The organism is Celeribacter naphthalenivorans (assembly GCF_020524585.1).
In the GTDB taxonomy this organism is placed as follows: Bacteria; Pseudomonadota; Alphaproteobacteria; order Rhodobacterales; family Rhodobacteraceae; genus Celeribacter; species Celeribacter naphthalenivorans.
In genome coordinates, this window is the sequence record NZ_JAIVLK010000002.1 from 192164 (window position 1) to 209899 (window position 17736).

The 17736-nt window shown below is 60.2% G+C and carries 22 protein-coding genes; 18 read left to right on the forward strand and 4 right to left on the reverse strand.

Annotation, left to right across the window (positions count from 1 at the left end; translation table 11 throughout):
• Positions 1-4: 4 nt before the first annotated feature.
• From sctJ to sctS, 9 genes are read left to right on the forward strand one after another with little or no spacing between them, the layout of a single operon-like run.
• Complete coding sequence (gene sctJ, locus LC094_RS04520; protein WP_226550556.1) at positions 5-787, forward strand: type III secretion system inner membrane ring lipoprotein SctJ; 783 nt, start codon at positions 5-7, stop codon at positions 785-787.
• Positions 787-1443 (forward strand): hypothetical protein, encoded by a 657-nt coding sequence (locus tag LC094_RS04525; protein WP_226550557.1) that lies wholly within the window; start codon positions 787-789, stop codon positions 1441-1443. The genes sctJ and LC094_RS04525 overlap by 1 nt, the downstream gene beginning before the upstream one ends.
• Positions 1440-2054, forward strand: coding sequence for a type III secretion system stator protein SctL (sctL, locus tag LC094_RS04530; protein ID WP_226550558.1), 615 nt, complete (start codon positions 1440-1442; stop codon positions 2052-2054). Before LC094_RS04525 ends, sctL begins: the two co-directional genes overlap by 4 nt.
• 4 nt (positions 2055-2058) lie before the next feature.
• Positions 2059-3423, forward strand: coding sequence for a type III secretion system ATPase SctN (gene sctN / locus LC094_RS04535; RefSeq protein ID WP_319003274.1), 1365 nt, complete (start codon positions 2059-2061; stop codon positions 3421-3423).
• A complete protein-coding gene (gene sctO / locus LC094_RS04540; RefSeq protein WP_226550559.1) occupies positions 3420-3905 on the forward strand; it encodes a type III secretion system stalk subunit SctO in 486 nt (161 codons plus the stop codon). Before sctN ends, sctO begins: the two co-directional genes overlap by 4 nt.
• Positions 3905-4564, forward strand: coding sequence for a hypothetical protein (locus LC094_RS04545; RefSeq protein WP_226550561.1), 660 nt, complete (start codon positions 3905-3907; stop codon positions 4562-4564). Before sctO ends, LC094_RS04545 begins: the two co-directional genes overlap by 1 nt.
• Before the next feature lie 11 nt (positions 4565-4575).
• Positions 4576-5547 carry a FliM/FliN family flagellar motor switch protein gene (locus LC094_RS04550; protein WP_226550562.1) on the forward strand — a complete coding sequence of 324 codons (972 nt, stop codon included), beginning with the start codon at positions 4576-4578 and terminating at the stop codon, positions 5545-5547.
• A complete protein-coding gene (gene sctR, locus LC094_RS04555) occupies positions 5540-6184 on the forward strand; it encodes a type III secretion system export apparatus subunit SctR (protein WP_226550563.1) in 645 nt (214 codons plus the stop codon). Before LC094_RS04550 ends, sctR begins: the two co-directional genes overlap by 8 nt.
• Positions 6185-6196: 12 nt before the next feature.
• A complete protein-coding gene (gene sctS / locus LC094_RS04560) occupies positions 6197-6466 on the forward strand; it encodes a type III secretion system export apparatus subunit SctS (RefSeq protein ID WP_226550564.1) in 270 nt (89 codons plus the stop codon).
• A 6-nt stretch (positions 6467-6472) separates the two neighbouring features.
• On the opposite strand, the gene LC094_RS04565 is transcribed toward sctS, so the two are convergent.
• The 4 genes from LC094_RS04565 to LC094_RS04580 all read right to left on the reverse strand — a co-directional run bounded on the left by LC094_RS04565 (position 6473) and on the right by LC094_RS04580 (position 8323).
• Positions 6473-6868, reverse strand: coding sequence for a hypothetical protein (locus LC094_RS04565; protein WP_226550565.1), 396 nt, complete (start codon positions 6866-6868; stop codon positions 6473-6475).
• 79 nt (positions 6869-6947) lie between these two features.
• Positions 6948-7265, reverse strand: a complete 318-nt coding sequence (locus LC094_RS04570; RefSeq protein WP_226550566.1) for an EscF/YscF/HrpA family type III secretion system needle major subunit — start codon at positions 7263-7265, stop codon at positions 6948-6950.
• 1 nt (position 7266) lies between these two features.
• Positions 7267-7452: a hypothetical protein gene (locus LC094_RS04575; protein ID WP_226550567.1), complete on the reverse strand. Its 186-nt coding sequence runs from the start codon at positions 7450-7452 to the stop codon at positions 7267-7269.
• 172 nt (positions 7453-7624) lie between these two features.
• Entirely contained in the window at positions 7625-8323 is a 699-nt protein-coding gene (locus LC094_RS04580) for a Crp/Fnr family transcriptional regulator (protein ID WP_226550568.1), read from the reverse strand.
• A 246-nt stretch (positions 8324-8569) separates the two neighbouring features.
• Here LC094_RS04580 and LC094_RS04585 point away from each other — a divergent pair, with 246 nt between their 5' ends.
• The 9 genes from LC094_RS04585 to sctU all read left to right on the forward strand — a co-directional run bounded on the left by LC094_RS04585 (position 8570) and on the right by sctU (position 17693).
• Complete coding sequence (locus LC094_RS04585; protein ID WP_226550569.1) at positions 8570-9508, forward strand: helix-turn-helix transcriptional regulator; 939 nt, start codon at positions 8570-8572, stop codon at positions 9506-9508.
• Positions 9509-9657: 149 nt separating this feature from the next.
• The gene (locus tag LC094_RS04590; protein ID WP_226550570.1) at positions 9658-10398 is read left to right on the forward strand and encodes a hypothetical protein; all 741 of its coding nucleotides are present in this window, start codon (positions 9658-9660) and stop codon (positions 10396-10398) included.
• Positions 10388-10822 carry a hypothetical protein gene (locus LC094_RS04595; RefSeq protein ID WP_226550571.1) on the forward strand — a complete coding sequence of 145 codons (435 nt, stop codon included), beginning with the start codon at positions 10388-10390 and terminating at the stop codon, positions 10820-10822. The genes LC094_RS04590 and LC094_RS04595 overlap by 11 nt, the downstream gene beginning before the upstream one ends.
• A gap of 39 nt (positions 10823-10861) precedes the next feature.
• On the forward strand, positions 10862-12778 hold the full coding sequence (locus tag LC094_RS04600) for a hypothetical protein (RefSeq protein ID WP_226550572.1): 1917 nt from the start codon (positions 10862-10864) through the stop codon (positions 12776-12778).
• A gap of 2 nt (positions 12779-12780) precedes the next feature.
• On the forward strand, positions 12781-14313 hold the full coding sequence (locus LC094_RS04605; RefSeq protein WP_226550573.1) for a hypothetical protein: 1533 nt from the start codon (positions 12781-12783) through the stop codon (positions 14311-14313).
• 10 nt (positions 14314-14323) lie between these two features.
• Positions 14324-14797, forward strand: a complete 474-nt coding sequence (locus tag LC094_RS04610) for a type III secretion system chaperone (RefSeq protein WP_226550575.1) — start codon at positions 14324-14326, stop codon at positions 14795-14797.
• Positions 14798-14889: 92 nt separating this feature from the next.
• A complete protein-coding gene (locus tag LC094_RS04615; protein ID WP_226550576.1) occupies positions 14890-15993 on the forward strand; it encodes a hypothetical protein in 1104 nt (367 codons plus the stop codon).
• Positions 15994-16124: 131 nt separating this feature from the next.
• Positions 16125-16571, forward strand: a complete 447-nt coding sequence (locus LC094_RS04620) for a hypothetical protein (RefSeq protein WP_226550577.1) — start codon at positions 16125-16127, stop codon at positions 16569-16571.
• Between the two features lie 9 nt (positions 16572-16580).
• Complete coding sequence (sctU, locus tag LC094_RS04625; RefSeq protein ID WP_226550578.1) at positions 16581-17693, forward strand: type III secretion system export apparatus subunit SctU; 1113 nt, start codon at positions 16581-16583, stop codon at positions 17691-17693.
• Positions 17694-17736 lie beyond the last annotated feature (43 nt).

The window sequence follows — 17736 nt, forward strand, 5'->3', positions numbered from 1 at the left end:
CCGTATGAGACGCCCGCTTTTTCGCAGCACGGCTACGGCCCTGACGGCGCTTTTCCTGCTGACCGCCTGTCAGACTGAGATCTATTCCAACGTCTCTGAGCGCGAAGCCAATGAGATGCTTGCGGCGCTTTTGGCGCAGAATATTTCCGCCTCGAAAACCGCGATCGGCGACGGTGTGTTTTCGCTCTCCGTCGAAGAAAGCGAATTGCAACGGGCCTTGACCGTCCTCGACAACAAAGGTCTGCCGCGCAGTTCGCGCGAAACCATCGGTCAGGTGTTTTCCGGCGGCGGCATCGTGTCCTCGCCCTTCGAGGAACGCGTGCGCTACATCTATGCGCTGGGGGAGGACGTGGCTCAGACCCTGCAGGAGATCGACGGTGTTCTGGTCGCGCGGGTCCATATCGTGATGCCCGAAGAGGCGGCGCTGGGCCAGGAGGCGAAACCCGCCTCAGCGGCGGTCTTTATCAAACAGCAAGCGGGCTATGATCTCGATTTTCTGGTGCCGCAAATCCGCCGTCTGGTCGCCAATTCGATCGAGGGCGTGAATTATGAGGCGATCACCGTGGTGTTGGTCGAATCCACCGCAGAGGATATTTCCGCGATGCCCGATGCGGTGCCGACCGTGCGCACCATGGGGTTGGAGATTGGGCGTGGATCGGCCACGGCCTTGCGCACGGGGGTGATCCTCGGAACGCTGATGTTGATTGCCGCGCTGGCCGGGGTGGCGGCGCTGGCTGTGATGAACCATCGCCTGCGCAAGGCCGCTCCCGCCGCCGAGGAGGCATGATGGCGCTGGCGCTCGACACTGAGAGGGGCCGCGCAACGCTGCGCCTGTCACGGCTTTTGGCCGACCCGCTCGCCGTGTTGCCGGAGGGCGCCGTCGCCGTGCCGGGCCTGTTTCGGGCGCCGGGCTTTCGGGCTTTGGCCCCCAAGGCACTGGCTGGCACATCCGCAGGGGGCTTGCTGGGTGAAATTGCTGAGGCCACGCGCCGCTTGCCGGATCGTTTGGCGCCGGAGATGACGCAGGCGCTGGCCTTGGCTTTGGCGCCCGAGGGGCAACAGGCCAAGGCCCGTCGCTATCTCGCCGCCGCCATCCATGCGCCGCGTCTGCGCGCCGCGCTTTTGAAAACCGAACGTGAGGCCATGACCGCTTTGCTCGGGGCGGGGGCCTTTGATTTTGCGCTGCGCGAAGGCGCGGTGTTCTGTCATCATCTCGCGCGTTTCGATGAAAGGGCGCTGCTGACCGGCGCAGATTTTGCGACCCATCCGGTGGCCGAGACCGCGCATCGGCTGATGGCGGCGAGTCTCGCCGCAAGCCTGCCGGTCGCGGGCCATGTCTATGCGTTGCGCAGCACGGGGGCGCCGCTGGGCGATCTGCCGGAGCTGACAGAGCTTGAGATCAAACAGGCGCTCCGCGCGATGGAGCGGGGGAGAGCGGCATGAGCGACGTCTATCGTTTGAACTCTTTGGGCCTCTCCATTGCCGCGCCCGATGGCATTCTGCGCGCGGAAACCCTCTCTGAGATCGCGGGCGCTGAGGCCTTGATCCGCACGGCCGAGGCCGAAGCTGCGGCGATCCGCAAAGCCGCCGAAGAGGTCTATGAGTCCGAGAAAGCGCGTGGTTTCGCCGAAGGCATGGCTGAGGCAGAGCGTCAGGCCGCCGGGCGGATGGTGAGCGAACAACAGGCCATCGACCGGCAATTGGCGACGATGGAGCGCGATCTGGGCCATTTGGTGCATGACTGTGTCACGCGTGTCATCGAACAATTCTCCGATCACGAGTTGACGCTCGATCTGGCCCGTTCGGCGCTTGCGACCATGCGCAACCAGCGCCGCGGGCAATTGTTCGTATCCCCCGATATGGTGGATGAACTGCGGGCCGCGCTTGCAGGGGTGTTGGATGAATTCCCTGAGATCGAACTGATCGACGTGATTTCCGATCCGGCGCTGGAAAGCCCGAACCTGCGGCTCGAGACCGATCTGGGTGTGGTGAGTTTCGTGCTGGACGACACTTTGGCACAGCTGCGCAGCCTTCTTGAGATGCAGGAGGGCTAAGCGGGTGTTGGACGAGACCGAGATGCCGCATCGACCGAAAGCCGATCTGTCGCGTCTGGCCACAGCGCCCGACCGGCTGCGGGCGCGGGCGATGCGCTGTCAGCCGTTTCGTTTGACGGGGCGGGTGAAAAAGGTCGTCGGCACGATCATTCACGCGGTCGCCCCCGAGGTGCAGGTCGGCGAATTGGTCAATCTTTACACCCGTGAGACCGGCCATCGTCTGGCCGCCGAAGTGGTCGGATTTTCCGGTGCCGAAGCGCTTTTGTCGCCGATTGGCGACACGCAGGGCATCTCGCCCTCGACCGAGGTCTATCCCACGGGGCAGGTGCAATCCGTTGCGGTGGGCGCGGGGCTTGTGGGGCGTGTGCTCGATGGCTTTGGCAATTTCATCGACGGGCTCGACACGCCGTTCACGCCCGAGGCCCATGTGCCGGTGTACCGGGCGCCGCCCGACCCGATGAAACGCCGCATCATCGACAAGCCCCTGTCGTTGGGCGTGCGGGCGCTCGATGGGCTTTTGACCTGTGGTGAGGGTCAGCGCATGGGGGTTTTCGCGGCGGCGGGCGGCGGGAAATCGACGCTGTTGTCGATGCTGGTCAAGGGCGCGGATGTGGATGTCACGGTGCTGGCGCTGATTGGCGAACGGGGCCGGGAGGTGCGCGAATTCATTGAGCACGATCTCGGACCGGAGGGCCTTAAACGTGCGGTGATTGTGGTTGCGACCTCTGACAAATCCTCGATGGAACGCGCCAAAGCCGCCTCCGTCGCCACGGCCATTGCCGAGTTCTACCGCGATCAGGGCAAGCGGGTGCTGTTCCTTATGGACAGTGTCACGCGTTTCGCCCGGGCGCAGCGCGAGATCGGTCTGGCGGCTGGCGAACCACCGACCCGGCGCGGCTTTCCACCCTCGGTTTTCGCCACTTTGCCACGGCTTCTGGAGCGCGTGGGGATGAGTGAACACGGGTCCATCACGGCGCTCTACACGGTGCTGGTCGAGGGCGACGACATGAACGAGCCGGTGGCGGATGAAACGCGCTCGATCCTCGACGGTCACATCATTTTGTCGCGCAAACTGGGGGCGCAAAACCACTATCCGGCGATTGATATTCTGGCCTCGAAAAGCCGGGTGATGACCAAGGTCGTCGACCCGGAACATCGCAACATGGCCGGGCAGGTCAACGAGTGGATGGCGCTGTATCAGGATGTCGAACTGCTTGTGAAGATTGGCGAATATCAAAAGGGCAGCGATCCGCGCACCGACAAGGCGATCGAGAAACACGATGCGATCCGCGATTTTCTGCGCCAGCAGACGGACGATTTGATGCCCTATGACGAGACGCTGGCCAAGCTGCGGGAGTTGACCCGATGATCATCCAGTTTCGCATGTTGCGAGAGGTCAAAACCCTGCGTCAGGACAAGGCGATGCGGGCGCTTGAGGCGGCGCGCAGGGCGCTCAGCGAGGCCGAAGAGCGCGCCGAGGCGTTGAACCGTTTGGTGGAGGAGAGCGCCGCCAGCCTGCCGGACCGTGAGCGGGCGTTGTTTGCGCCGATCCTTGGCAAGGCGATCGGCACGGAAGACGTCGATGAGGTTAAAACCCGGGTGCTGGCCCTGATCGAGGAGCATCAGCGGCTCAGTGACCGGCGCGACAGGGCGCAAGATCATGTGCGCCGCTGCCATGAGCGGCTCAGCGCGGCACGGGTCGAGCTGCGCAAGCGCGAGGCGGAGTGCGAAAAGATCGACACGCTGTTGGACGAGATGTGGCGGGGCGCGCAAGACGCGCTCACCGCAAGTGAAGAAGCCGAAATCGAAGATGTGTTCAGCCGCCCGCGCGGCATGGGAGGGCTGCACTGATGGAAGTGAGATCTCAGACTCCGCAGGATCACCAAGAGCGTGGGCTGGAACAGGATGGCTCGGCACGTCAGCCGATGCAGCAAGGTCTGCAGCAGGGGATGACCCGTCAGGACGGCCGCACCGCGCAGGATCAACAGGCGGCATTTGCAGAGGCTCTGGGGCAGGCGCTGTCTGCCCAGCCTCTCGCGACGGCGCGTGAGCCGGAAGACGCGCTCGAAGAGCTCGTGACGTTAGCGCCCATGGTGGCCTCGCCGCTTTCTGTTCCCGTGCCTGCCGTGGCCGCCGCACAAAACGCCCCGCATCCCAGCGCCTCTGCGCAGGCGGTACAGGTCGCGATGGAGAGGCTTGAGGCCAAACAAAACGTGCCGACGGCTGATCTGGGGGGGCTGCGCTTTTCGCTTGGCACGGAGATCGCGGGGCTGCGCGAAGCAACGCTCTCGATGACGAGTTCCGCCATCACCGTGACGCTGCACAGCGCAGCAGGCGCGAACCCCGCAGAGATCGCCGCCGTCGCGCGTGACATGGCCGCGCAGATGCAGCTGCGCCACCCGGACAAGACCGTGCGTGTGGTGTCGGATCGCGAAGAGGAAGAGGCGCGCGGCGCGGCGGAGTTCGACCCGTTCCGTGGCCCGGTGACCGGCAGCAGAGGTGCGCGATGAAAGATGGGCGGATGGATATTCTGACACTCACGGATCAGTTTTCGATCTGGAATGCCGCCTGCGGTTTTCTGGGCCGGGCCTTGCCCTTGGCCGGTGGCGCAAGCGTGGTGCTGCGCCTGTCTGAGCCCTGCGCCGAGACGGCGTTTTGGTCCGAAGAGGCGAGCAGCGGAATTTGTGCCCGGCTCGAGATGCTGGATTTTGCCGGTCTGACCGGTGAAGCCTTTGATATGGCGTCGCTTTCGGCTCTCGATCCCGAGCTCTCAGACGAGATCGCCCGCGCGGGTCTGGCGGCTCTTTTGCCGCTTTGGGGGGCGGGTGACCTGCGCGCGTCTCAGGCACCTGAGACGGCGGAGCTTTGGCTGCGTGCGGAGATCACCCATGCGGGCGGCGGCACAAGTGCGGTGCTTCTGGCGGGATCACAGGCGGCCTTTGTGCGGGCCTTGGTCGCGCGCGGGATCACGGAGCTGGCAACCGCCTCGAACGAGAGCCTGGCCGCGCAGATCCCGGTGCCGGTGACTTTGGAGAGCGGCGGGCTTGAGATGCGGATGGGTGCGCTGGAAAGCCTGCGTCCGGGGGATTGCCTGATGGCGGGGCCGGTGCCCGATGTCTGTTGTCTGCGCGCCGGACGGTGGCGGATCGAGGCGCAAAAAATAGAAGAAGAGTGGAAGGTGACGAGAATGAGCGATGCGCCCGAGGATATGCCGGTCGCGGCCAAACCGGTCGAGCAGAGCGTGGCGACAGAGATCGGGGACATCCCTGTCACCGTTGCCTTTACCATCGCGGAGGGCGAATTGCCCTTGTCTGCCGTTTCGGCGCTGACGCCTGGCGGAGTGTTTCCCTTGAGCCCGCCCGAGACCGGGCCGGGGATCGAAGTGGCGCTGAGCGTGAATGGTCGCAAGATCGGCACGGGGCACATCATCACCCTCGATGAGCAGCCCGTGGTGCGGATCGCGAGCCTGTTTGGGGCGGGCGGGGATGATTGATCCGCTCAATCTGATCCTCGCGCTGGTGGTCGCGGGGCTTGTGCCTTTTTTGGCGGTGGTTGCCTCCGCCTTTATCAAAATCTCCGTGGTGCTCCTTTTGGTGCGCAACGCCTTGGGGGTACAGCAAATCCCGCCGAATATGGCGCTCAATGCCTTGGCGATCATCATCTCCGGCTACATCATGGCGCCGGTCTTTGTGGAGACCTTCAACATTCTGTCCAACGGCGATTATCGCTTCGACAGTGTCGCGGAGGTGCAGCGTACTTTTTCGGCCGCCAAAGACCCGCTGTTGAACTGGATCAATCTGCATTCGGACGAACGCGAACGGACCTTCTTTGTCCTCGCGGCAAAAGAAATCTGGCCCGAGAGCCTGCAAGACAGCGCCAATGCCGACAATCTGGCCGTGGTGCTGCCGGCCTTCGTCGTCAGCCAGCTGCGCGAGGCCTTCGAGATCGGCTTTCTGCTCTATCTGCCCTTTATTGCCATTGATTTGATCGTGTCCAACATCTTGTTGGCGATGGGGATGATGATGGTTTCGCCGCTCACGATTTCACTGCCGTTCAAGCTGTTTCTCTTCGTCATGGTCGATGGGTGGTCGCGACTGATCCTCGGTCTTATTCAAACCTATGCGGTGTAGGAGGGCAGGGCGATGACACCGGCTGAGGCCACAAATCAGATCACCGAAGCGATGATGCTGGTCATGATCCTGTCGATGCCGCCGATCGTGGTGGCATCACTTGTGGGGATTGTCGTCAGCCTGCTTCAGGCCCTGACGCAGGTTCAGGAACAGACGCTGTCTTTCGCGGTCAAACTGATCGCCGTGGCGATCACCATTGCGGCGATGGCGGGGATTTTGGGGGCTGAAATGTTGAACTTCACTCAGGGGTTGTTCGACAATTTCCCAAAAATGGTCAGGTAGCGCGCGTTATGGCGTTGCGCTTTGGCGCATGTAGAAATCAAGTGCTGCGCGCCCCTCTTCGTTCAAGTCTCCATGCAGAGCGAAGAGGCTGCGCGCCTTGATGTAAGAGCGCATGCGGATGCGGCGGCGGGTCTTGGCGCCGAGATTCACCTTGGCAGGTTCCACCTCTTCGCACAGCGCGACGGCGTCCAGGGCGGCGGCGTGATCGCCCAGCGTGTTTTCGGCGACGGCAGAGGCAAAGACGATCTCAGGCGTGCGCAGCCCGGCGGCCATTGCGCCATCGATCAGGACCTTGGCCTCATCGGCGCGCTGATGTTGCAGCCGCACGAAGATGGCGATCATCAGGAAATCCGCCTCGCGCGGGTTGAGGTCGGTCAGAATCGGTATCATGTCTCCGCGCATCTTCACGCTCCTCATAGCAAAAGGAACGGCCACCGGGGCCGTTCCTTGATGGTCATGTGGCACCTATCATCCAAGGTGCTTATGCAACGTTTCGCACGATGGTCTTGAGCGTATCCGCGACGGTTTTGAGCATGTTGGTGCGCAGGTTCGTCACCGCCGACCAGGTGTTCATCGCCATCTGCATGGCGTACATTTTCTCCGTGTCGGAGAGGTTGGCGTTCTGTTCGATCTCTGCGATGTCGGCCTCAATCGCGGCGGTCTGGGTCTGGAGATACTCCTGACGCCAGATCAGGTCGAAGCCGTCGCGGGCCGCATAGCCGTAGCCAGTCGAGCTGGAGCCTGCGCCCCAATCGCTCGAATCGATCCCCCAGGATGTTGTCGTGTCCCCGATCGCCATTTTATCTCTCCTTATGACCTTGTGTGGCCAATATGTGTTTGCTGGCCGTGATGGCCGTAAGTATGGATTGCGCCTTGGCGTAATCTTCGGGGGACAGCCCCGCGTCGATGGCCTGAGCGGTCTCATTGCCGAGCGTGTCGAGACGGGACAGGCAGTCGCGCAGAGCTGCGGGTGCCTCATCCGTCATCAGTTTTTCTTCCAGTTCCGAAAAGCCAAACACGCGCGAACCTCATTTGTGTAACGTGACTGTGCGGGTAATCTGCCCCGAATACGCCGAAAGGGCTGTATCAAATGACACCGTTCCGTCCGTGATTTGGAGGCCTCGGGCGGTGGCTGAGATAAAGGCTTAGATCGGGGCCTCAGTCGGCGTTGGCCGCGATGTCTTCGAGCCGCATTTTGTCGCACAGCAGGATATGGCGGTCTTCGAGTGCGATGATGCCCTGTTTTTCCCAGCTTCTGAGCGTCTTGTTCACATTCTCACGTGTGCCACGCGCCATTGACCCCAAATCTTGCTGGGTGATGATCGGGCCGAGGCATTCGAGCATTTCGCCCTTGTAGCGGATGCGGTTGCCCAGGGTGCTTGCGAGTTGCAACAGAACATGGGCGAGACGCAGCGACAGGTTCGGCAGATATAGCGCGCGGGTCAGATGCACATGCTCGCGGTAGCGTTTGGCGATCACCCGCGCGATGGCGCCGTGCACCCCGTGGGACAGATCGCCCAGATGTTTGAGCGCGTTGAGATCGAGGTGCAGCACCTCGGCCGGGCCGATGGTAAAGGCCGTGTCGCAGTTCGGGCTGGCGTCGAACACACCGGCCTCGCCGAAACTTTGCCCCGAGGGGACCACGGAAATCAGCGTCACCATGCCGTTTTCGTTGATGTAGGTCAGGCGCACGTAGCCCGACAGGAGAATGTGGAAATGCGTGGTGGGGTCTTCTTGGAAGTAGATCACCGAGCCTGCGGGATACTGCACCACTTCGCAAAACCGTGCGAGCTGTTCTGCGGCCTCGGGCTCAACTTTCAGGGCCTGATCGAGGGATGTCAGGATGCAGGGTTTCACACAGATTGCTCTCCATTCGGCCGAGGACGGCATGCTTAAAATGCCGCAAGTTTTGCGGCTGCTCATTCTTTCGGCGCACAGATGAATCTCCCAAGTAATTAAATAATTTGGAGATTTTTTTCTATCCGAATGGTTTATCTTTTTATCAGGAAGTTTATCATTTCGCGTGTTGCTTATCACACTGAATGATGTTGATTTGTGAAATTGATTAACCGGTAAAATATCACAACAGGAGTTTTAGACGACATGCGGCAGTTGGCTTGGCAGGTCGGAAGCGATGGCGATATGATCCTTCCCGGTGGGGCGGGGCGCATGAAGTTTCGCTATTATCCCAGCGGTATTTCTCTGGCCATGTCGGCCATCCAGATGGATGAGGATACCCAGATCAATTTTGCGGCGGACCCGACGGGGTGTCAGGTGTCGGCCCAGTATTTCATCGTTGGCGATTCAGAAATTCACCTCGGCAATGGCGAAATACGGCGCTGGTTGAGCGACACTGCGATGGTGATCCGCTCCGACACGCCCGGGTTTCACCTCAAGATCGGTGCCGGACAGGTGCTGCGTCACGTTTGTATTTCCATGTATCGGGACAATATCCAGAGCCGGATCAAATCGGTTTTGCCGCCGTCGCTCGAAGCGTTGATCCAACGCGAAGGCCCTGTCGATGTCGGCATTTCCCTGCGTGTGACCGAGCAGCTCAAATATCTCGCCAACGAGCTTTACAATTCGGAAACCGACAGCGGTCTCGACAGCATTCGCTCTGAAACCAATGCGATCCGTTTTCTCATCGAGGTGCTCGATCTCTACGGGCAGGACAATGTCGAGGAATTGCCCCAGGCGCCCACTGTTTCGGGGCTGCGCAAGGAGATTCTTGCGGCCATTAAGGGGCGGATCGACCAGGCCCCCTCGATCGATCTCGCCGAGGTGATCTCTGAGGACGGAAACCGCATTTCCACGGGGCTTTTGCGTCAGCTGTTTCAGACCGAATACGGCATCTCTTTGGCCACCTATCAGCGCAGCGCGCGGCTGAATGCAGCGCGCAATCTGCTTGAAAACGACGGGGTGCATGTGAAAGAGGCGGCTTTTGCCTGTGGCTATTCCCACATCGGCAATTTCACCCGCGCCTATCGCAACCATTTCGGCGAAGCGCCCAGCAGCACGCGCAAACGTGTCGTGGGGCACTGAGGTCGACCGTTTTCGGTCTTCGATTTTGGCCCTGAGTGCGGCCTCTTAGTCCGGCCCCGATCCTTTCCCTGATCCTTGCCCGTGTCATTTGTTACACGGGCGGGGCGCAGATGTCCCTAAGGTGATCTCAGATCAACGAGGGGAAGATTATGACGACGCCACTCCCATCCATCGGCGCGACGGGTGCCGCGCTTCAGCCCGGTGAAACCGCCGAGGTCACATCCGGTGCTCAGTCGCCGCTTCCGACGCCGAGTTATGATTTTGGCGTCAATGTCGCCGGCACGGCTGCGGCGCTTGGATTGTCGCAACCCCGCAATGTGCAGGATCTGGAACTCGCCTACGCGCAGGTCGCAAGCGAGATTGATGCCACGCGCAGCCAGAACGGCGACCTGACGGCGGCGGCGGATTTGTCGAAAAAGGCCAGCGATCTCAGTGTGATGGGGCAGGCCGGGGCGACTCTGAATTCCATGTCGCCTTTCGTCGAGGATGAAGACGACCTTGCGCTTTTGGTGAGCTTTGTCGTGTATCTCTTCAATGCGGTGTTCGGCATGATTTCCGACACGGCGCAGAATTCCGGGGCGGTGGACACCACCGACACTTCGACGGAACGCGGCATCGAGACGGCCATCGGGCGTCCGTTGCAGACGGAAGAGGCGCTGTTCGACGATCAACTGAGCCGGGACATCGCGAGTCTTGAGGACATCGCTGTCGCTATTCCTGAAAACGAAGGCGACGCGACCAAGGTTGCGGAACGCACTTCGGCTTTCGCATTGGCGCTTGGGGCCGTGGCGGCCGGGCTGGAGCAGGTGATGGCCACCGCCGTGCCGCAGAACGCCGGGGCCATGGGGCCGTCGTCGCAAGAAGACGGGCGGGTGCGCCTTGCCGTCTGACCGCAAGACCTCCTCTCGCCAGACCACTCGGCAAGAAGTCCGGCAAGAAGACTGGGCCACCCTGCTGCGGCAGATGGGGGGGCAGCTTGATATTTTGGCGCGCCATCCGTTCCTGCGTGGCGATTTGGAAGCCGAAAGTCGGCTGCGCGCCATGCTGCGGGCGCGTGATCTGGAGGCCCTCGACAAGGCGACGGATCATTTGGCCGATTACCTGACCGCAAAGCGCGATTTTCAGGCCGCATTGGAGGCCCGGCGCAAAGGCCTGCCGCCGCCACCGCCGTCGCGTTCGATCGCGGGGCCGACGATGGGCCGGGCAGAGGCGCGCCGCGCCGCAGTTGCCGGGCCGTCAGGCGATGATTTTGAACTGGGCACGGCGTCTGGCACGCCTGAGACATTCGACCGGCGCGGCCGGCTTCGGCTGTGACGCGAATGTGCCCGCGAACATTCTAAGAAAGACGAGACAATGGTGGACGTAAGCGAGCTTGGATACAGCAGTTTCTGGGAATATTTCCGGGAGGAAAAAGGCGGCATTTCGGGCACCACCGGGGATGATCAGGACCATCCGAGCGACACGATGCCAGGGTCCTCGGCGGGGTCGGGGTCTGACGGCTATAAATCCGGTGCGCGTGAGGTTTATCCTATCTACGATGGGATTACCCATAAGCTTCCGGTGGAAAATCGTCCGGAAAGCTGGACGGTCGATGTCCCTGAAGACGGTGTTTTCCCTCATGATTTCTCGACCTGGCATTCAGCCTATCAGGTGGAATATCTCGCCCTGCAACCGCGCAATGCAGAGGGCTTTCCGGAGGGGGTAGACGGGCTTCAGGAGGTCGTGATCGAGGTGGATGGGGTGACGCTCGCGTATTATGTCCTCTCCGATGACAATCGCGCGGTCAATTTGATGACCATGACCTTGGCGGAATTCAGTGCGCTCTCTGCGGCGGATCAAGCAAAATTTGCGATCAGATTGGAAGAATTGGGCCGGTTGACCGAGCTGGGCCTGACGCGGGATCTGAGCGGTGTCGATGCGCGCATTCAAGAGATCATCGACATCATCAACAGCAGCTCCGTGTCGATCCCGGCGGAGGACAAGGCGGTGTTTCTCGGTCAGCTCAAGCTTTTGGTCGAGGCGTTGGGTGGCACGTTCAGCACGGAGGGCACACAGGGCCTGTCCGCGGCAGTGGTTGCCGAAGACACCATGTTGCAGGCGCTGTCGAGCATTGTGGAACGCTTTCAGCGTGCGAACACATTCTTCGAGACCGAGGAAGCGGAACGGTTGCTGGCCTACATGCGCCGCAATGGGCGCAGTGCTGACAGTTTGGAGAGCTATGGCTCGCAGGGATCGTCCGGTTTCGTTTTGAATTCCAGCAGTTCCGATTTCGGAGAGACGATCCGAAACGGCTATGAGGCCTTTATGCGCTCGGAGCGCGCCATTCTGACCTCGGACACACGCCGCGCAGCCATGGCGCATTCTAACTTTGCCGATCCGTCGATAGACGTGCCGGGGCTCATCACGCGGTATCAAACGCTTTATGAATCGCAAGCCGAAGCGATCGCGGATTCGGGCACGGATGAAATCCGGCAGCTGAACAAGTTGTTGCAGGATTACGCGGTGATGCAGCAGCTTGTGAACAAGCAACTGAGTTTCTACGACCCCAGCAAGGCGTCAGAGCAGCGACGGTTCATGAATGTTGGCTCTTTCACCTTGGCCGATGGCACCGAGTACCTCGATCTGCGTCAGAGTGTCGATGATATCACGGTGGAAGAATTGCTCATCCCCTATGGGGCAACGTTTCAGTTCTATGCCACGGATCCCGACGGGAACTATGAGGATTACCTGCTGCGCCACGGGATCGATCCCAAAGATTATGGCGAAGGGGATTGGTTGCACTATGCGGTGACGAAGGACATGCCGAAGTTCAATTTTTCCCTTATTTTCGACGGCACCAGCGACATCAAGACCTATGCCAATCAGCTGGGAAGGACCGATATTGCGCCGAATGCGACCCAGAATTGGGACGGAAATACTCTCGATCAGTCGCAGATGGCGGTGCTCTCGATGTTCGTCGAACAGGCCATTTTGGGCAAAGGGGACAATGCGCATCCGCTCGAAAAGCTTTACGGCGTGGATCGGCCGTCTATCGACATTATTGACTGGACCGACAACACATCGGACGGCTCTCTGGCCTTGATGACCAGAAGCCAATGGGAAAGTTTTTCGACCTCGCTCTCCGAGAGCGTGACGATCCTCAACCAGCAAAACCAGATCAAGCAGAACGAAATCGATACGGCGACGAAACAGCAGAACCGGCATTTCGAACTTGGCAACAATGCGCTCAACAAAATGAACAACATCCTCATGTCGATCGGGCAGATCTGACCATGGCGATTGACACCTTCTGGACCACGCAAAACTCCGGCGCCTACGATCCTGTGCTCGATGAGACATTGGGCGACAGCTTCGATGCGCCTCATACCTATTTGGCGGGGGCGTTGAGCGATGATGCCTTGGGCGCGCAGTTGGCCTCCGACGCGGCAGAGCTTTATCCTGTCTATGATGGCGCGACCCATGTGATGGCCGGACGACCCAGCGATTTCGACAATCCGACGGCGGAAAGCTTTCTGAAATGGCATTCGGCGCATCAGTTGGCCTGGCTCCGCGAATATGGCACCGAGACCACGATCGATGGGCAACCCGTGCGCATGGCGACCTTCGGGACGGATGCCAACCCGTTGAACAATGTCACCGTGCTGTTGTCGCAAGACGGACAGTCGGTGATCGTGGTGAACCGGTTGAGTGTCGAACAGATCGCGACGTTGCCGCTCGTGGATCAAATGGTGCTGGCGGGGCTCGATGCGTTTCGCGCGTTGATTGCCGATCTCTATAACCTGTCTCCCGCCACGGGCGAAGGCACATCGGATGAGGTCCGCATGGAGCTTCAGACGGTGATCCAGAACGCGATCGATCAAATCGCGGCGCAGGACAGCTACACCGACGGAGCGCGCGACAGGTTTCTGAACGACCCTTCCAGTCGGGGCGAACTCTATCATTATCTGTTCACCGAACAGCTCGAGATACTGTCCCTTCGTTTGGACAGGATGGCGGTTTTCGACATCGATACGATCGAGCAATCCATCGCCGATATTGTCGATCGTTTCACCCGGCTCGAACGCTATATGACGATGACGGAGGCGGGGACGGAGACATTGCCGACCCATTCCAACGGGTTGGATGGCGGCGCGTCGGTCGCGGCGGCGGCTGAGGTGTTTTTGACCATCGAGACCCGGATCTATGACGCGTTGACCCAGTCGCGCGACCTGTCCTTGTCGGGCAACTACAATGGCCGCGACACGGATGCGCCCGGGCTGATCTTTCTGTTCCAGACCTTCGCGACCTATGTGAGCGAGGCGGAGGCCGAGGGCAAAACCGAGGAAATGGACCAGAACAACAGGCTTTTGGAAGATTACGCCAAGCTGCAGGAGCTGCTCAACGAGACGCTGCGCGCCTTTTCCGAACCCGGCGCGAGCGACAAGGTTGGGCTTGGCGGGGTGACGACGCTGGCGGCGCTGAAGGAGCTTGCGGCGGGGAATGCGCTTATTCTGGCGATGTTCGACACCCGGCTGGTCGATGCGGACAACAACACGATGCATCCGCTTGAGGCCGAAAAAGTCCTGAAGCGTCCGACGCTCGATCTGGTTGGGACAGACGGCAATTCCCTGACCCATTACACGAAAGAAGAGTGGAACGCCTTTGCCACCAACATCGGGGAAATGACCACTCTGATCGGGCAGGACACCGAAATTCGGATGTCTGAGCTGACGCAATTGGGCGAGATCAAGAACCGTCACTACGAATTGGGCAGCAATGTTCTGAACAAGATGAACAGCTTGATCCAGTCGATCATCAATATCTAAAGGAGCCTGCATGACCCTGCGCTGCACGCATGATGTCGTTTCCACCATCGCCGAGGCGTCGGGCCTCGACGATCTTGCCCTCAATGCAGAGGGCGTCTTCGAGCTGATCGTGGCCGACCGGTTGTCGGTCTATTTTCGTTTTGAGGGCGAAGAGGTTCTCGAACTGTCGGTCGAAGTGCCTGCGTTGCGCAAGACAAACGATCCTGCGGTGCTGCGCGAGATGCTGGCGGTGAATGCGACCTCGCCGAATGGGCGTCTCGGCATGGAGCCGGGCACGGGGCGGGTGTTTTTCGGACGGCGTCTGATGATCGCCGATTTGACGCGCGCGACCTTGCTGAACCGTGTCGACGATTTCATCCGGGCGGCTGCGGTTTGGACCGACAACGCCCCGATGAATGCGGCAGAGGCGCTATTGGCGCGGGCGGCACAAGACGTGCCCTTCACGGATCATGCTGTGCTGCAGGATACGATGCTGCGCGCCTGAGCTCTCAGGGTCATATCAAACAACACCGCAACGTCTCTCCGGCTGGTCTATTCCCGAGGTTGAGAGACCAAGCTGACGAAAAGGATCGGATCATGACGGTCAGTAAAATTGGCGGAGGGGCGCTGCCGCCGGCATTCGACACCTCCGCACTGCCCCAATCGGCGGGGGACACAGCCAAGGTGGATTTTTCGTCGATGGACGAGATCCTCGCGTTCACCGGGATCGGCGGCAAACAGAAAGAGCGTCCGAAGATCTCCAAGGGCACCGGCGAGGGCGCACCGCGTCTCGATGGGGCGGCCAAGGAGCGCAAAGAGACGTTCGGCGACTTTATCACGAAACTGGCCAAAGGCATTGCCAAGTCGATTGAGAATGCCTTCGCCAAACTCGGTGGGGCCAGTGATCAGCCGAAGTTTCATGCCACTCGTACGCGCGAGGCGCTGCCGCAGGGGGCGGAGATCACGCATCCCGGAAAAAAGCCGATCAGCGAAGGTCATGCCTCGCACGAAAACCTCAAATCGCATCTTGAGGCCTTCACCGATGTGGGCACCTTTTTGCGTGGCAATGACAAGACCCGCAATGCCGGGTCCGATTTCCTGCGCAGCCATGCGCGCTACGACGTGGCCGCGACAGATGCCTTGATTGCGGCGGATAAGCCTTTGTCGCAGTTGAGTAAATCAATTGAGGGCGCGGAAGATTTCCTGTTTCTCAAGCGGGACAATCTGAGCGACGATCAAAAGGCGTTGGTCTATCAGGCGGCGGGCGAGATGCTTGGCGCGCTTTTGCCCGCCGAAGGCAGCGGCACGCGCGGGCTGGCGGATGTGTTCTCGACCGAGGCCAAAGACATCACCGGCATGGGGTTTTCGTTGATCGCGGACGGCGAACGCTCTGGCCTGTCGCCCGAGGATCAAAAGGCGGTGGCGCATAAGTTTATCAATTCCGAGACGGTCCTGCGTGGGCTCAATCCTGAGTTCATGACCATTCGCGCGGGGCTTGAAAAGGAACAGGACGGCGCGGCGTTGAATTTTGCCGTCAGCGTGATCCAAAGCGTCTTTTCCGGGGCCAAGGAGCCGGGCGGCATTGCGCAAGACCCGGTGCAGGCGCCGCTCTACAACGACCTTTTCGCAACCTTCGCACCGCGCGTCGAAGATTTTTGTGCGGCGATGGGCATGCCGGAGGGATTGCGCCATGAGTTTTGAGACGCAGCGATTTGAGCCTGAGAGTTTTGAGCACAGGTCTGAGTTTTTCATGTCTGACGGCTCCATGTCTCATCATGCCGTATTTTCCTCACCCTTCGCCCCCTGTGTCGATCTTCGCAAAGGAGCTTGTCATGAAGCTGAATGACACTCTCAATATGTTGATGTACGCCTTCGGTGTCGATCAGGTGCAGGCGCTGGAAACGGGCGAGATGTCCTATCATTTCGGCGGGGATCAACCCTTTGGCGCTCTGGCGTTTCCGGGCAATATCCTTCGGCTTCATGTGCCCTTGTCGCTCAAAGCGGCCGATACGGCGGCGCTGACGCGGGTGTTGGAGGGCAATTGTCTTGGCATCGAGAGCGGGACGGGGCAGCTGGCGCTGAGCCCGGAGAGCGATGGTCTGGCGATGGTCGATTTCATTGCACTCGACGCGTTGGAAAAGGACGACGTTCAGATGCGCATCGTCGACCTGCTGCTCTATGCGGACTATTGGGAGACCATGGGCGCGGGGCTTTTGGGGCAGCAGTCCGCCAGCACATTCGCGCCCGAGGATGCCCTCATGACGACGATCCGCGTCTGATCGGCTGCGATGAGCGGAGAAAAGACAGAAAAACCGACCCCAAAGAAAGAGCGCGACGCCCGACAGAAAGGTCAGGTGGCGCGCTCGCAAGAGGTTGTGACCACGGTGTCGCTTTTCGGCGTGATTGCGGTGATCTGGCTGATGGGCGGGATGATCTGGGAAAAGCTGGTCGCGATCATGGACATCGTCGCCGGCCTTGCGGCGCGCAACGATGACATGGCGTTGCAAAACGGGTTGGCCGCGACCTTCAACATGGCGGTGTCGATCATGTTGCCGATCCTCGGCGTCGTCATGGCCTTTGGTATCGCGGCCAATTACGTTCAGGTCGGCTCTTTGTTTTCCTTGCAGGCGATTCAGCCAAAACTGGAAAAGATCAGCCCCGCCAAGGGGGTAAAGCGCATTTTTTCGATGAAACAGGTCGTCGAAATGCTCAAATCCATCTTTAAAATCCTGTTTCTTTCTCTGCTTTTGTACATCGTTCTCAAAGAGGCGATCGGTCCGTTTCTAAGCTCGATCAGCTGCGGCACGATCTGCGTTTGGGCGGTGACCAAAGTGGTGACGCTGAAGCTTTTGATGGTCTCTGCGGTGGCCTTCGTCGTCGTGGCCGGGCTCGATTTCATGTACCAGCGCCACAGCCACACCAAGAGCCTCATGATGTCGAAGGACGATGTGAAGCGCGAATATAAGGAGAGCGAGGGCGATCCTGTGGTGAAAGGCCAGCGCAAACAATTGGCGCGCGAACTGGTCATGTCAGACGTCAAGAAACAGGTGCCGCAGTCTTCCGCCGTGGTGGTGAACCCGACCCATCTCGCCGTCGCGATCCGCTATGAGGAGGGGGAGACGCTTTTGCCGATTGTGGTGGCCAAGGGGCGCGAAAAGATCGCTCAGGAGATCCGCATGGAGGCGGAACTCGCAGGTGTGCCGATTTTTCGCAATGTGCCACTGGCGCGCAGCCTCTACGCGGACACGCCCGTGGATGGCTATGTCTCGGATGAGGCCTTTACGGTGGTTGCGGAAATTCTCGCCTGGGTGAAAGCCCATGAGGCGGAGCTCTATCAAGGCCCGCTCAAACACGGGGATCTCGACATGGAGCGCGAGGATCACAAGGTGCAGCGTCGCTGATACATCCACATCGTGACATGAAAAGCCCCGCGAGATGCGGGGC